The sequence below is a fragment of the Phenylobacterium sp. J426 genome, from assembly GCF_024699945.1.
Classification (GTDB): Bacteria; Pseudomonadota; Alphaproteobacteria; order Caulobacterales; family Caulobacteraceae; genus Phenylobacterium.
Map to the genome: position 1 here is coordinate 1,679,082 of NZ_JAJOMY010000001.1, position 13,100 is coordinate 1,692,181.

17 protein-coding genes, 1 tRNA gene and 1 pseudogene are annotated in these 13,100 nt (G+C 68.9%); 6 read left to right on the forward strand and 13 right to left on the reverse strand.

Going from position 1 to position 13,100, the window contains the following annotated elements:
• Positions 1–153: 153 nt before the first annotated feature.
• Together LRS10_RS08740 and LRS10_RS08745 are read right to left on the reverse strand one after the other, a co-directional pair.
• Positions 154–243: transfer RNA gene (locus tag LRS10_RS08740), tRNA-Ser, on the reverse strand.
• Between the two features lie 132 nt (positions 244–375).
• A complete protein-coding gene (locus LRS10_RS08745) occupies positions 376–603 on the reverse strand; it encodes a hypothetical protein (RefSeq protein WP_257836907.1) in 228 nt (75 codons plus the stop codon).
• 309 nt (positions 604–912) lie between these two features.
• On the opposite strand from LRS10_RS08745, the gene LRS10_RS08750 reads away from it, so the two are divergent.
• Positions 913–1,197, forward strand: coding sequence for a glycine zipper 2TM domain-containing protein (locus LRS10_RS08750; RefSeq protein ID WP_257836908.1), 285 nt, complete (start codon positions 913–915; stop codon positions 1,195–1,197).
• Here the strand turns inward: LRS10_RS08750 and LRS10_RS08755 are convergent.
• The 6 genes from LRS10_RS08755 to LRS10_RS08780 all read right to left on the reverse strand — a co-directional run bounded on the left by LRS10_RS08755 (position 1,188) and on the right by LRS10_RS08780 (position 5,448).
• Positions 1,188–2,816 carry a peptide ABC transporter substrate-binding protein gene (locus tag LRS10_RS08755; RefSeq protein ID WP_257836909.1) on the reverse strand — a complete coding sequence of 543 codons (1,629 nt, stop codon included), beginning with the start codon at positions 2,814–2,816 and terminating at the stop codon, positions 1,188–1,190. The two genes, LRS10_RS08750 and LRS10_RS08755, sit on opposite strands and share 10 nt — an antisense overlap.
• Before the next feature lie 39 nt (positions 2,817–2,855).
• Positions 2,856–3,128: an usg protein gene (locus tag LRS10_RS08760; protein ID WP_257836910.1), complete on the reverse strand. Its 273-nt coding sequence runs from the start codon at positions 3,126–3,128 to the stop codon at positions 2,856–2,858.
• A gap of 106 nt (positions 3,129–3,234) precedes the next feature.
• Positions 3,235–3,612: a hypothetical protein gene (locus tag LRS10_RS08765; protein ID WP_257836911.1), complete on the reverse strand. Its 378-nt coding sequence runs from the start codon at positions 3,610–3,612 to the stop codon at positions 3,235–3,237.
• 5 nt (positions 3,613–3,617) lie between these two features.
• On the reverse strand, positions 3,618–4,883 hold the full coding sequence (gene pncB / locus LRS10_RS08770; protein WP_257836912.1) for a nicotinate phosphoribosyltransferase: 1,266 nt from the start codon (positions 4,881–4,883) through the stop codon (positions 3,618–3,620).
• On the reverse strand, positions 4,880–5,212 hold the full coding sequence (locus LRS10_RS08775) for an NUDIX domain-containing protein (protein WP_257836913.1): 333 nt from the start codon (positions 5,210–5,212) through the stop codon (positions 4,880–4,882). Before LRS10_RS08775 ends, pncB begins: the two co-directional genes overlap by 4 nt.
• A complete protein-coding gene (locus LRS10_RS08780) occupies positions 5,209–5,448 on the reverse strand; it encodes a hypothetical protein (RefSeq protein ID WP_257836914.1) in 240 nt (79 codons plus the stop codon). Before LRS10_RS08780 ends, LRS10_RS08775 begins: the two co-directional genes overlap by 4 nt.
• A 71-nt stretch (positions 5,449–5,519) precedes the next feature.
• Here LRS10_RS08780 and LRS10_RS08785 point away from each other — a divergent pair, with 71 nt between their 5' ends.
• Complete coding sequence (locus LRS10_RS08785) at positions 5,520–6,878, forward strand: erythromycin esterase family protein (protein ID WP_257836915.1); 1,359 nt, start codon at positions 5,520–5,522, stop codon at positions 6,876–6,878.
• A gap of 52 nt (positions 6,879–6,930) precedes the next feature.
• The gene (locus tag LRS10_RS08790) at positions 6,931–7,176 is read left to right on the forward strand and encodes a DUF2339 domain-containing protein (protein WP_257836916.1); all 246 of its coding nucleotides are present in this window, start codon (positions 6,931–6,933) and stop codon (positions 7,174–7,176) included.
• 5 nt (positions 7,177–7,181) lie between these two features.
• On the opposite strand, the gene LRS10_RS08795 is transcribed toward LRS10_RS08790, so the two are convergent.
• From LRS10_RS08795 to LRS10_RS08810, 4 genes are all read right to left on the reverse strand, one after another.
• Complete coding sequence (locus LRS10_RS08795) at positions 7,182–7,607, reverse strand: Dps family protein (RefSeq protein ID WP_257836917.1); 426 nt, start codon at positions 7,605–7,607, stop codon at positions 7,182–7,184.
• A 29-nt stretch (positions 7,608–7,636) separates the two neighbouring features.
• Positions 7,637–7,858 carry a DUF2061 domain-containing protein gene (locus LRS10_RS08800; protein WP_257836918.1) on the reverse strand — a complete coding sequence of 74 codons (222 nt, stop codon included), beginning with the start codon at positions 7,856–7,858 and terminating at the stop codon, positions 7,637–7,639.
• Positions 7,859–7,950: 92 nt separating this feature from the next.
• Positions 7,951–8,538, reverse strand: a complete 588-nt coding sequence (locus tag LRS10_RS08805) for a cyclopropane-fatty-acyl-phospholipid synthase family protein (protein ID WP_257836919.1) — start codon at positions 8,536–8,538, stop codon at positions 7,951–7,953.
• A complete protein-coding gene (locus LRS10_RS08810; RefSeq protein WP_257836920.1) occupies positions 8,535–9,863 on the reverse strand; it encodes an APC family permease in 1,329 nt (442 codons plus the stop codon). The genes LRS10_RS08805 and LRS10_RS08810 overlap by 4 nt, the downstream gene beginning before the upstream one ends.
• A gap of 187 nt (positions 9,864–10,050) precedes the next feature.
• Here LRS10_RS08810 and LRS10_RS08815 point away from each other — a divergent pair, with 187 nt between their 5' ends.
• From LRS10_RS08815 to LRS10_RS08825, 3 genes are all read left to right on the forward strand, one after another.
• On the forward strand, positions 10,051–10,446 hold the full coding sequence (locus LRS10_RS08815; protein ID WP_257836921.1) for a hypothetical protein: 396 nt from the start codon (positions 10,051–10,053) through the stop codon (positions 10,444–10,446).
• Positions 10,447–10,474: 28 nt separating this feature from the next.
• The gene (locus LRS10_RS08820) at positions 10,475–11,050 is read left to right on the forward strand and encodes an alpha-ketoglutarate-dependent dioxygenase AlkB (RefSeq protein WP_257836922.1); all 576 of its coding nucleotides are present in this window, start codon (positions 10,475–10,477) and stop codon (positions 11,048–11,050) included.
• A 102-nt stretch (positions 11,051–11,152) separates the two neighbouring features.
• Positions 11,153–11,773, forward strand: a complete 621-nt coding sequence (locus LRS10_RS08825) for a YceI family protein (RefSeq protein WP_257836923.1) — start codon at positions 11,153–11,155, stop codon at positions 11,771–11,773.
• Between the two features lie 54 nt (positions 11,774–11,827).
• Here the strand turns inward: LRS10_RS08825 and LRS10_RS08830 are convergent.
• Positions 11,828–13,035, reverse strand: a pseudogene (locus tag LRS10_RS08830) (acetyl-CoA C-acyltransferase).
• Between the last annotated feature and the right edge of the window lie 65 nt (positions 13,036–13,100).

Sequence of the window (13,100 nt, forward strand, 5' to 3'; positions counted from 1 at the left end):
TACAAAGGTTAGTACAAATCGATTGGGGATTTGGGCGAGCGTCGGCGGACGTGTGCGAACAAACGTCAGGACGGGTTTAGCTCTACCCGCCTGAAATATCGCATGTTTTTCGGACTTTGTCGAACGGGAGCGGTCGCTACCGAACGACGGTTGTGGCGGAGAGGGTGGGATTCGAACCCACGATACCCTTTCGAGTACGCCGCATTTCGAGTGCGGTACATTCAACCACTCTGCCACCTCTCCAACCGGGTGCTTGAGGCCCCTTGCGGAACCCCCTGCCGAGTGAGCGGCGGAAACTACTCATCTCGATCCGGGTCCGCAAGTGGGGTGTGACAGGATGTTTTTCCCCGCCGTTCGGGACCCGCCTGAGGAGCCTCAGTCGGCGTCGGGCTCGCCCTCACCGTCCATCGCCGTGCGGGGCCCGTCGGTGGAGCTCCCGGTGCGATGGCCGTCGGGCGTGATGCCGGGGGCGTCCCAGCTGTCGGGCTTGCCGTCAGGGCCCCCGAGCCCTCCCACGCCGTAGCCCTCGCGCTGGGCCGCGCCGCCGCCCGCGCCCGTGCGCGGCCCCGAACGTTCCTCTGTCTTGCGGATGTCGTGGCCCATGCGGACCTCCTCTGGCTTCCGTCCGACCAACCGCTGGGCAAGCGCCGCGTTCCAAGCTTGGCCATGGTTCATCGGGGAGTCAGTCGCGACCTGTCACAAGTCCGCCCACGGAGGCTGCTGCGTATCTGCAGGTTCCGGTCCGCGGCGGCTGGTCCCGCCGGGGTCGGGCCCCGGTTCTCGGAGACCGGGGCCCACAGTTCCGCCGCGAAAACGCCACCGACCGAGCTTGGCCTTCGGCCCGGGGCGGAAACCGAACGGCCCGGTCAGGGTTCTGGACCGGATGTCCGTGTGGAACTCGGAGAGCTTATGATGAAAACCAAGCTGATCGCGGCCGCGACGCTGGCCTGCAGCGCCCTTGCCTTCACCGCCGTACCGCTGACCGTGGAGGCCCGCGAGCGGGTCTATGTCTGCGACAAGAACGTGAAGAAGAAGTCCAACAATGGCACCCTGGTGGGCGCCGTCGCCGGCGGCGTGCTGGGCAATGTGGTCGCCGGCAACGGCGCCAAGACCGAAGGCACGGTGCTGGGCGCGGGCGTCGGCGCGGTGGCGGGCCACCAGATCGCCAAGAAGTCCTGCCGTTGGGTCTATCGCTGACCGGGCGTGAGGCACAGATAGCGCGCCCGATGGAAGTTGGGCGCGTTGTCCTGCCAGCCCGTCACGCGCCGGCTGACCAGGTTGCGGTTGACCACGAAGAACAGGGGCGCGATCCCCTCGTCGTCCAGCATCCGCTGCTCGGCCTGCGCCAGGATCCGGGCGCGACGTTCCAGGTCCGGCTCCTGGTCCGCGCGCCCCAGCAGCGCGTCGTAGTCCGGGTTCCTGTAGTCGCCGTAGTTCTGCGCCCCGGTGTCCGACTTCAGCAGGCCCAGGAAGGTCACGGGATCGTTGAAGTCCCCGTACCAGCTCATCGAGCCCACCTCGAAGTCGCGGTTGCGATAGGCGGCGAAGGCCACCCCAGCCTCGTTCTGGGCGATCGAGACCTGCACCCCGACGGCCCGCCAGTCCGCCTGCACCGCTTCCATCAGCAGCAGGGTGTCGGTGTTGTTCGGCGTGGTTATGGTCAGCTTCAGCGGCCGTTTGGCCGTAAACCCCGCCTCGGCCAGCAGCCGGCGGGCCTCGGCCTGTCGGGCCGGGTAACTCATGTCGGCCCAGCGCAGCCTGGGCAGGTCGCTCACGTAGTTGGCCGTCGTCGGCGGCACGAAGGAATAGGCGGGCTGCTGCCCCGCGCCCATCAGCTTCTGCGTGATGAACTCGCGATCCAGCGCCATCGACAGCGCTCGGCGCACCCGGATGTCCTGGAAGGCCTTCACGTCGCGCGTGTTGAAGGCCAGGTAGCCGGTCGCTAGCGACAGGCCGGTCCGCGGCACGCCGGGCATGGTCTTCTGCAGCCGTCGGTACCGGTTCGACTGGAAGCGGGTGTTCAGGTCGAGCTCGCCGCGCGCCACCCGTCGCTCGGCGCTGACCACGTCGGGTGAAGGATAGTAGTTGATGCGGTCCAGGCACACGTTCGCCGCGTCGAAGAAGTGCGGGTTCCGGACCGCGGTGATCCGATCGCCCAGCCGCCATGCGGCCAGCTTGAAGGCGCCGTTCGAGACGTAGCGGCCCGGCTGGACCCATCCGTCGCCGTATTGCTCGACGACATGCCGCGGCGCGGGGAACCAGCTCTGATGTTTGGCGATCTCCGGAAGATAGGGCGCGGGATGGACCAGGCGGATCTGCACCGTCCGCGGGTCGAGCGCGCGAACGCCGAGCGTTTCGAGCGGCGCCTTGCCCTCGTTCACGGCCTGGCCGTTCTCGATCAGGTACAGCAGCCAAGCGTAGACCGAGGCGGTCTTCGGATCGACCGTCCGCCTAAGGCCGAAGACGAAATCGTCGGCTGTGACCGGGCGTCCGTCCGACCACTTGGCCGCGCGCAGGTGGAAGGTCCAGACGAGGCCGTCGGGGCTGGTCTCCCAACGGGTCGCCATGCCGGGCACGGGCGAGCCGTCGGGCGCGTCGGTGGTCAGGCCCATCATCAGGTCGCCGATGATCGAGGCCTCGTCCACGAGGTTCGACTTCTGCGGGTCCAGCGTCTGCGGCTCGGTGTTGTTGCCGTACTCCAGGCAGACCTGCCCCACCGGGCAGTCGGCGCGCCGCACCTTGTCCTGGCAGGCGCCGAGCGTCAGCGGCGCCAGCAGGGCGGCAGCGAGAAGGACGAAACGAAGCGGCGCGATCACCCGCCGCATCAGTCCGCAGCGTCTGCGAAAAGTCGAGAGCTAGTGCAGCTTGAATTCGGCGCCCACCGCCTTCAGCTCGGCCGGCCGGATCAGCCGGTTGTGGCCCACGGTGACCTTGAACAACGGCCCGTCCAGCTTGTCGGTCCAGAAGTCGAGGAACTTCTTCAACACCGGAAATTCGGGGAAGATGTCGTAGTCCTGCCAGATGTAGCTCTGCAGCAGGGTAGGATGGTCGGGCAGGCGGTAGAGGATCTCTGCCGTCGTCAGGCCGTAGCCCTCCATCTGTTTCCGGAATGCAGGCGACACAAGCATCGAGCGACCTCCTCGGTGGTTCCGTCCACGGATGAGGATAGGTCTGATTCGTGGAGGAAGTTCCGAGTTAATTCAGGAGCTTAGCACTCAATGGCCAAGCCTGCTGCTAGCGGGGCTCTGCGAACAGCCGGGGCTCGAGGGCGATCGGGACCGGTTCGGGGAAGGCCAGCCATCCGCGCTCGCGGATCACGTCGTTGCTCTCCTTGGCCCGGCGGCCGTCCGCCAGGGACCAGGTGACGTGGTAGGTCGAGCCGTCCGGGCGGTCGGTGGTCCCGCCGATGCGGACGACCATCGCCTGAACCCCTCGGCGGTCGTCGGCCTCCCCGACGATCTCTCCGTGGGTCTCGGTCGGGAGTTTGGGGTGCGATGGCTTGAACGCCAGGGTGACATGATCGGCGACGGCATGCGCATAGCGCGGCGGAAACCGGCGCAGGAGCGCCTCGCGCTCGCCCCGGTCCAGGGCCCATCCGGTGAAGCGGCTCATGACGTCTAAACGCTCAAGCGTCGGGCCAGGCGCCCTTCGGCGCCGAACACGCGCTTGTATCGGTCGACCTCGGCCGGATCGCCGGTCGCCTTCTCCGGGTTGTCGGACAGCTTCACGGCCGGCCGGCCGGCCGCCTCCGTCACCTTGCAGACTAGCGAGATCGGCTTCAGGCCCGGCGCTTCCGCGCAGCCTTCCAGGTCGTTGGTGAGCTTGGTGCCCCAGCCAAAGCTCAAGGCTACGCGGCCGTGGAAGCGCCGGTGCAGCTCCACGATCAGCTCGACGTCCAGCGCGTCCGAGAACACCAGCAACTTGCCGGCGGGATCCCGGCCCTTCGCGCGCCACCAGTCGATCAGGGCCTCGCCGGCCGCGACCGGCGGTGCGGAATCGGGCCTCACGCCTCGCCAGTCGGCCACCCAGTCGGGCGCGTCGCGGAAGAAGGCCGCCGAGCCGAAGGCGTCGGGCAGCACGATCCGCAGGGCCTCGGGGTAGAGCGCCGCCCAGTCCTCCAGGGCCCGGTAAGGCGCGCGCTTCAGGGCCTCATCGTCCGCGGCGAGGGCAGCCAGCACCATCGGAATCTCGTGGCCGTTGGTGCCCACCGCCGGGAGGTCCAGCGCCTTGGCCAGCAGCATGTTGCTGGTGCCTCGGAAGCTCTGACCCAGCCGCTCGCGCATCACCTCTACGCAGGTGTGCTGCCACGCCAGGCTGTGCCGGCGGCGCGTGCCGAAGTCCGTCAGGACGAGGCCCGGCAGAGCTTTCAGCCGCTCGGCCTTGGCCTCCAGCCGCCCGAGCGCGCAGCGGTAGAGATGGTCGCGCTCCGTCGCCGACATGGCGCCGACGACGCCGCGAGCCCGGAGGGCCGAGACGATCGTCAGGGCCGGAATCTCCCACAGCGTCACGGCCGCCCAGGGCCCCTGAAACGACAGGGTCAGCTGGCCGCCACGACGGCCAAGCTCGTAGCCCGGCAGGCGCAGGGCCGGCAGCCAAGCCAGGAAGTCAGGCCCTAACAGCCCGCGACAGCCGTAGATCTCGGTGTCCGCGAGCCAGGCGATCTCGTCGGGGCCGAACGACAGCGTCCTCACGTGGTCGAGCTCGGCCCGCAGCTCGGCCTCGTCCACCTCCTCGGCCAGCCGAACCGCACGTGTCCGGTTCACCAGCGAGAACGTGACAGGCGTGTTCGCGTACCGTCGCCAGATCAGCTGCAGCATCAGCAGCTTGTAGAGGTCGGTGTCGAGCAGCGAGCCGATCAGCGGCCGGTCGTTCGCGTGCGTCATGGCGTGAACAGCTCCGGCCGTCGGACCCTCAGGGCCAGGATCAGCGCCAGCGTCTTCAGGTCCTCGATGCGGCGCTGGTCGAGCCAGGCCCACAGCTGGGCGAGCGGGATTTCCTCGACGGAGATCAGCTCGTTCTCGCCCGCCACGCCGCCGCCGTCGGTCACGCGATCGGCCTGGGTGTACTCCGCCAGGAACAGGTCGATCTTCTCGGAGGAGACCCCCGGCGAGGAGAAGGGCGACCCGACGGCGTCCAGTCGCGAGAGCTGGACGCCCACCTCCTCCAGCGCCTCGCGGATCGCGGTATCCTCAGGGTCCTCGTTGTCGATCATGCCGGCCGGCGCCTCCAGGAGCTCGGGGGGCCGCCCGCCCAGATGACCGGCGCGCGGGGCAGGTTGACCATCAGCGCGCAGCGGCGGACGGGGTCGTAGGGCAGAACCGCCGCAGCGCGGCCGTGATGCTCGATCTCGCGGCGGAAGGCCGTCCCGTCCGGCCCGGTCAGCGTGGCCACCATCAGGGTCGAGTAGCCCTGGTACACCGTCTCGACCTTGCGCAGTTGGACGGGCATCGCAGCTCCTGGGTCTCGACACCGGAACCGCGGGCGCGGCTTCAGGTTGCCTCCTGGCAACGGAGGTCGCCATGCCGGATATCGCTCGTCACGTCGAGGAGGCCCGCAGCGTCCGCGGCGGCCTGTCCGCCCTGTTGGCCGCCCGCGCCGAGCCGCTCCCCGAGATGGACGATCCGGCCTTCGGGGCGCTGTTCGACCGTTTCGCCGACGCCCGGGTGGTGCTGTTGGGGGAGGCCAGTCACGGCACGTCCGAATTCTATTGCGCGCGGGCGGCGATCACTCGGCGGCTGATCGAACGGCACGGCTTCAACGTCGTGGGGCTGGAGGCCGATTGGCCGGACGCCCGGGTGCTGGACGCCCGTGCTCGCCATCGGGCCCCGCCGCCGCGCGCCGCCGACGCGTTCCGCCGCTTCCCGACCTGGATGTGGAGGAACCGGGAGTTCGACCAGTTCCTGGAGTGGCTCTCCGACCACAACCGCTCACGGGGGCCCGCGGGCCAGGCGGGGATCTACGGCCTCGACCTCTACAATCTCGCCGCTTCGATGCGGACCGTGATCGACTATCTCGATCGGGAGGATCCCGACGCCGCCAAGGTGGCCCGCGAGCGCTACGGCTGCCTCACGCCCTGGGCCGAACAGCCGGCGGCCTATGGCCATTTGACGCTGTCGGGCCGCTACGCCGGCTGCGAGGGCGCAGTGAACGCGATGCTGCGCGAGATGCTGCAGCGCAGCCTGCACGATGGCGGCGGCGATCCTGAGGAGGCGCTGCTGGACGCCACCCAGAGCGCCCGCCTGGTGGCCGATGCCGAAGCCTACTACCGCGCCATGTACTACGGCGGCGCCGAGAGCTGGAATCTCCGCGACACCCACATGTTCGAGACGCTCCAGGCGATCCTCGAGGCCAAGGGGCCGGACGCCAAGGCCGTGGTCTGGGCGCACAACTCCCACATCGGCGACGCCCGCGCGACAGAGATGGGCGCCGTGCGCGAGGAGCTGAACATCGGCCAGCTTTGCCGCGAGGCCTATGGCCAGGCCGCGCGCCTCATCGGCTTCGGCGCCGACAGCGGTACGGTGGCCTGCGCATCCGACTGGGACGAGCCCGTGGAGGTGAAACAGCTGCGCCCCGGCCTGCCCGACAGCGTCGAACGGCTGTCTCACGGCGCCGGCATCAGCCGCTTCCTCCTCGACCTCCGCCCCGGCGTGCACGAGGACGTCCGCCAGGCCCTCGCCGACCCGCGTGTGCAGCGCTTCATCGGCGTCATCTACCGCCCCGAGACCGAACGTTGGAGCCACTACGCCGAGGCGCGGCTCTCCGAGCAGTTCGACGCCTGGGTCTGGTTCGATGAAACCCGGGCGGTGAGCCCGCTCGAGACAGCGGCGCCGGCGCCGGACGAAGGCGGCGCCGAGGACACCTGGCCGTTCGGCGTCTAGCTGCTAGGCTTGCCCCCGTCGCGCGGGGGGGCGGCGTTTTGGGGGCGGCGGCGTGACCTGCCTGCGGCGCCCTGCTGCTTGGGTGCATGGGCTCATCGTGCTGATGATCACGCTCGCCAAGATCTTCCTGTTCGACATGGCGCGACTGGACGGCGTCGTCCGGGCGGGCTCGTTCCTGGCGGTGGGCACCCTGCTGCTGGCCGCCGCGGTGCTCATGCGGCGGATCTCGGGGGCGACGGGCCTGTTCTTCGGCCTCAGCTCCAACGGGGCGCGCCTTGCCGACGCGCCCCAGGGCTAGGGCGATCAGCCCAGCGAGGCGCGCAGCATCCAAGCGTGCTTCTGGTGCGCCTCGACGCGGGCGTCGATGACCGCCGCGGTCACATCGTCGGCGCCTTCGCGCGCCGCCTTGGCGGTCTTGATCAGCGCCTCGTGGTCGGCGACCAACTCCTGCAACATGCCGGCGGCGTCCTTGTTCGGGTCACCGTCCTGGATGCCCGACAGGTTGCCGAAGCTGCGGTAGCCTTGCGGGGCCAACTCGCCCAGCGCGCGGATACGCTCGGCTACGGTGTCGATGGCCGTCCACATCTCGGTGTACTGCTCCATGAACATGGCGTGCAGCGCGTGGAAGTTCGGCCCGCGGACGTTCCAGTGATAGCCGTGGGTCTTCAGATAGACGGCGTAGGTGTCGGCCAGCAGCTTGGACAGGCCGTCCGCGACGGTGTCGCCCATATTCAACTCTCCCTCGATTGATCGGTCGGTCAGACGCTCGCCGGACGCCCTTGCGGCCGCCCGACAGCGCGGGCGGGCGCGAGCCGCGTCCACGCCCGTTCATGCAGCGCAAAGGCGATCGTCTGGAAGATGGGCTCGATCAACCCAACGGCCAGAGCCGCCCGCCAGTTCTGCGTCAGCGCGTAGGCGACCGCGATGGCGACGATCATGTGAACGACCGACCAACTGGCGGTCTTGGCGGCGAGGCGCATGCCGAACGTCCTTATTGAGAACGGTTCTTAATATAGCTGTCGCCGATCGAAACGCAACGATCCAGAGATAGTTTCTTTGGCCAAGCTCCCGGCTAGGGCTTTTTCGCCGGGACGGTCCAGCGGTAGATCGCATTGCCGCTGGGCATCATCTGCTCCTGCTCGGGGCGCCAGTCGCCCATGGGGAACGCGTGGCTCACGATCCGCGTGCCGGGCTTCAGCTCAAGCAGGCGCGGCATCAGCTTCTCGTTCAGGCTCGGCAACAGGTAGAGCGTGATCACGGTCGCATCGCTGAAGTCGGCCTCGAACAGATCTTCCTGTCGGAAGCGGACCAGATGGGTGACGCCGGCGCTCTTGGCGTTCTCGTTCGCCTCCCGGATGCGGTTGGGGTCTATGTCGATGCCGACGCCCTTGACGCCGAACTGCTTCGCCGCCGCGATCGGGATGCGCCCGTCTCCAGAGCCCAGGTCGTAGAGGACGTCGCCCGGCTTCACCTCCGCCAGCTTCAGCATGGCGTCGACCGTTTCGGGCGGCGTCGGCACATAGATGACGTCGGGGCCGCGGTCCGGCGGCGGCTTGCGGGCCGGGGTCTGGGCCTCGGCCTCCTGGACGGCGGGCGGCGCCTGGCAGGCGATCAGCGCCAAGGCGGCGGCGAAGAGATACGCTTTGACGGGTCCTCTCATGTGGACGTCTCCTCTCGGCGGGTTTTGAGCGGGATGAGCAGCAGTCCGCCGACCGCCAGCACCGCCACACCCAGAAGGGCGCCTCGGCCGGTGTAGGCAAGGCTGGACCACAGCAGATAGGCGTTGGTGGCGATGAACACGGCCGGCAGGACCGGATAGAGGGGCACGCGGAACGGCCGGGGCGTCTCCCCGTCGATGTGGCGCAGCCGGATCAGGGCCACGCCGACCAGCAGGAAGAAGCCCCAGAACACCGGGGCGGTGTACTCCACCGCCAGCCGGAATCCGTCGCGGGCCAGCGCGCCCGCCGCCACCAGGACGAGGGCGGCCACGCCCTGCAGGACGAGGCCGTTGCGCGGCGTGGCGGCGCCGGCGTCCCAGCGGCCGAGGAGGGCCAGCCTCGGATGATCGCGGCCGAGCGCCCAGGCGGTGCGCGCGCCGGTAAAGACCGTGGCGTTGGCCGACGTCAGGGCGGCGACGGCGACGATGGCTGAGACGAGCACCGCGCCGGTCGGTCCGAAGGCCAGGCGCATCACGTCGGCGGCGACGGCGTCCGAGCCGGCGACGCCGGCGAGGCCCAGCGCGCGGAGATAGGCCGCATTGGCCGCGAGGTAGAGGAGGGTGATGATCAGCAGGCTGGCCATCAGGACCGGCGCCATCCGGCGGCGGGCGTCCTTCAACTCCGCCGAGACATAAGCGGCCTCGTTCCAGCCGCCGAAGGTCAGGAGGACGAAGACCATCATCAACCCGAAGTGGGAGGTCTCGGCGGCGGCGTCTCCGGCCGGAACGGCCGGCGCCACCGCGAGGCCGGCGACGATCACCGCCGCCAGGCCTGCCACCTCAGCGAGCGTCAGCCAGGTCTGCGCGCGGGTCCCCGCCCGGACGCCGATCCACTGCACCGCGGTGATCACGACGACCGCGGCCGCCGCCCAGAGCGCGGACGAGAACGGGCCCAACGGCAGGAGCTGGCTCATGTAGTCGCCGAACACATAGGCCAGCAGCGCCACCGAGCCGGTCTGGATGACGGCCAGGCGGGCCCAGCCGTACAGGAAGGCGAGCCGGCGCCCGAAGGCGCGGGCGAGATAGTGATAGTCGCCTCCGGCGTGCGGATAGGCCGAGGCCAGTTCCGCGTAGCACAGCGCGCCGACCAGCGAGATCAGCCCGCCGGCCAGCCAGGCCAGCAGCACGGCGGGCACGCCGTCCGCCGCGCCCGCCACCAGTGAGGGAGTGCGGAAGATTCCCGCGCCCACGACGATGCCGATGGTGATCGCCATGGCCTCGCGGACGCCCAAGGTCTCGCGCAAGCCGCCCGCCCCGACCATGGCCATCCGCATCCTCCGAGGCGCGTCCTGCTTCCGGGCCGCAAATGCGGCCCAGGATGACCTGGCGGGTCAATCCGCAAACCTCGGGATGGGGCCGTTGCGCCATCACGGATCCGTGATCTCGCGTGAACCAAATGCGCATTTGTCTGTTGTGACCGGCTGATCGAGGGGCACGGACATAGGAGAGACGACGATGAAGACGCTCGCCATGGCCCTCGCGGCCGCCACGGCTCTCGCTGCAACCGCCGCCGCCGGTTCGGCCGCGGCCCAGCCGTCGTACGATCGTGGATGGTACGACCGCGGCTGGCACGACGATCGAGGCGAATGGGTTCACATCGAGCGCCGGAAGATGCAGCTCGATCGGCGGATCGAGCAGGGCCTGCGCTCGGGTCAACTGACGCCGCGCGAAGCGATGCGCCTGCGGGCCGAGTTCAACGACATCGCCCGCCTGGAATACCGCTACAGCCGCAACGGTCTCTCGCCGCGCGAGATGGCCGAGCTCGACCGGCGTTTCGACCGCCTGGCCGCCCAGATCCGCTGGGAGCGCCGGGACGACGACCGCCGCTACGGCTACAACAACCGCTGGTAACGGCGGTGAGCGCCACCATCTGAGGGCGATGGCCAACCTCGCCCAGCAGAGCCTCTTCGACCCTCCGGCGCCCGCCGCGCCGGAGGGTTTCGGCTTTCAGGCCGATTTCGTTACGCCTGTGGAGGAGGCGGCGTTGCTCGCGCGTCTGGCCGACCTGCCGTTCGAGCCGTTCCAGTTCCGGGGTTACGAAGGCCGCCGCCGGGTGTGTTCCTTCGGTTGGAAGTACGACTTCACCGGCCCTGGTCTGGTGGAGGCCCAGCCTTTGCCGGGCTGGTTGCTCCCCGTCCGAGACCGCGCCGCTGCCTTCGCGGGCCTGCCGCCCGACGCCTTCCAGCACCTGCTGATCAACGAATACCAGGCGGGCGCGCCGATCGGCTGGCACAAGGATCGTCCGGTGTTCGACAAGGTCGTTGGCGTGTCGCTGGGCGCACCCGCCGTCATGCGTTTCCGCCGCCGCGCCGGGGTGAAGTTCGAGCGCTTGAACGCACCGCTGCCGCCCCGCTCCGCCTACCTGCTGGACGGCCCCGCCCGCACCGAGTGGGAGCACAGCCTCCCCGAGGCGAAGGCCCTCCGTTACTCCCTCACCTTCCGAAACCTGCGCTGATCTTTTCCATTCCGGCAGAAGTCCTCCGCTCCGACCCGGGTTTATCTCTGCTCTGGAGGAGACGATCTGTCAGGCTCCAGTCGATCGAGAGGAAGCTTAGCCGTGCAGTTCCAGAAGTTCGCCGCCGGAGTCGCCGTCGCCGCCGTTGTCGTCTCTGCCGGCGTCGTCCAGGCGCAGGACGCCTTCACCAAGAAGCCGGCCGAGGTGCGCGCCGGCACCTACACCCTCGATCCCGAGCACTCGAAGATCACCTGGTTCGTGAACCACCTGGGCTTCTCGACCTACGCCGGCCAGTTCGCCGGCGCGACCGGGACGCTGACCCTCGACCCTAAGGCTCCGGCCGCCTCCAAGCTGGACGTGACGGTCAAGGCCGACGACGTGGGGACGCTGAACGCCGCCCTCGACAAGCATCTGAAGTCCGCCGACTTCCTTGACACCGCGAAGTTCCCGACCGCGACCTTCAAGGCCACCCGGATCGTCGTGAAGGGCGCCAACGAGGCCGACATCCACGGCGACCTGACGCTGCGCGGCGTCACCAAGCCGATCGTCATCGCGGCCGAGTTCAATCAGGCCGGCGTCAACCCGCTCGACAAGAGGTACACGGTCGGCTTCGACGGCGAGGCCAAGATCCGTCGCTCGGAGTTCGGCATCGCCTACGCCCTGCCGGCGGTCGGCGACGAGGTCACCCTGAAGATTGAGGCCGAGTTCAAGGCGGCTTCCTAAAGGCAAAAAAGGCCGCCCTCCCGGGCGGCCTCCGTTTTCAGGGATCAGGCTTGCTTAGAAGATCTCGAACAGGCCGGCCGCACCCATCCCGCCGCCGACGCACATGGTGACGACGCCGTACTTCGCGCCGCGCCGCTTGCCCTCATAAAGCAGGTGGGCGGTGCAGCGGGCGCCGGTCATGCCATAGGGGTGGCCGATGGAGATCGAACCGCCCGAGACGTTCAGCCGGTCATTGGGGGATGCCCAGCTTGTCGCGGCAGTACAGCACCTGGCTGGCGAAGGCTTCGTTCAGTTCCCAGATGCCGATGTCTTCGATGGTCAGGCCGTTGCGCTCCAACAGCTTCGGGATCGCGAAGACCGGGCCGATGCCCATCTCCTCCGGGCCGCAGCCCGCGACCGCCATGCCGCGGTAGGCGCCGAGCGCCTCGAGGCCGCGCTTTTCGGCTTCCTTGCGCTCCATCAGCAGCACCGCGGCCGAGCCGTCCGACAGCTGGCTGGCGTTGCCGGCGGTGACGAACTTGCCCTGGGGCACGTAGCGGCCGCCCTTGAACACCGGCTGCAGCTTCTGCAGGTCCTCCAGCGTCGTCTGCGGACGGTTGCCCTCGTCCCGGTCGAGCGTGATCTCCTTGTCGGCCGTCTCGCCGGTCTCCTTGTTGACCAGCACCTTCATCACCGTGGTGACGGGCACGATCTCGTCGGCGAACCGACCTTCGGCCTGGGCCTGGGCGGTCCGCTGCTGCGACTGCAGCGCGTACTCGTCCTGGGCCTCGCGGGATATGCCGTAGCGGTCGGCGACGATCTCTGCCGTCTCGATCATTGAGGTCCACAGCTCGGGCACGTTCTCGCTGAGCCAGGGGTCGAACGCCATGAAGCGGTTCGACTTGTCGTTCTGCACCAGGCTGATCGACTCCACGCCGCCGCCGATGGCGACCGGAGCGCCGTCGTTGATGATGTACTTCGCGGCCGTGGCCACGCCCATCAGGCCCGAGCTGCACTGCCGGTCGATGGTCATGCCCGAGACGGTGTTCGGCAGGCCGGCGCGCAGAGCGGCCTGGCGGGCGATGTTGTTGCCCGTCGTGCCCTGCTGCATGGCCGCGCCGAAGGCCACATCATCGATCTCGCCGGGATCGACGCCCGCTTGCGCCACGACGGCGCGGATCGACCTCGGCGGCCAGCGTCGCGCCGTAGGTGTTGTTGAAGGCGCCGCGGTAGGCCTTGCCGATAGGGGTCCGCTTGGCGGCGACGATGACGGCTTCGCGCATCGAGAAATCCTGACGTTACGTGAGGTGGAGCTTTGAAAAACGGCGGGTGATCCGGAGACCGCCCG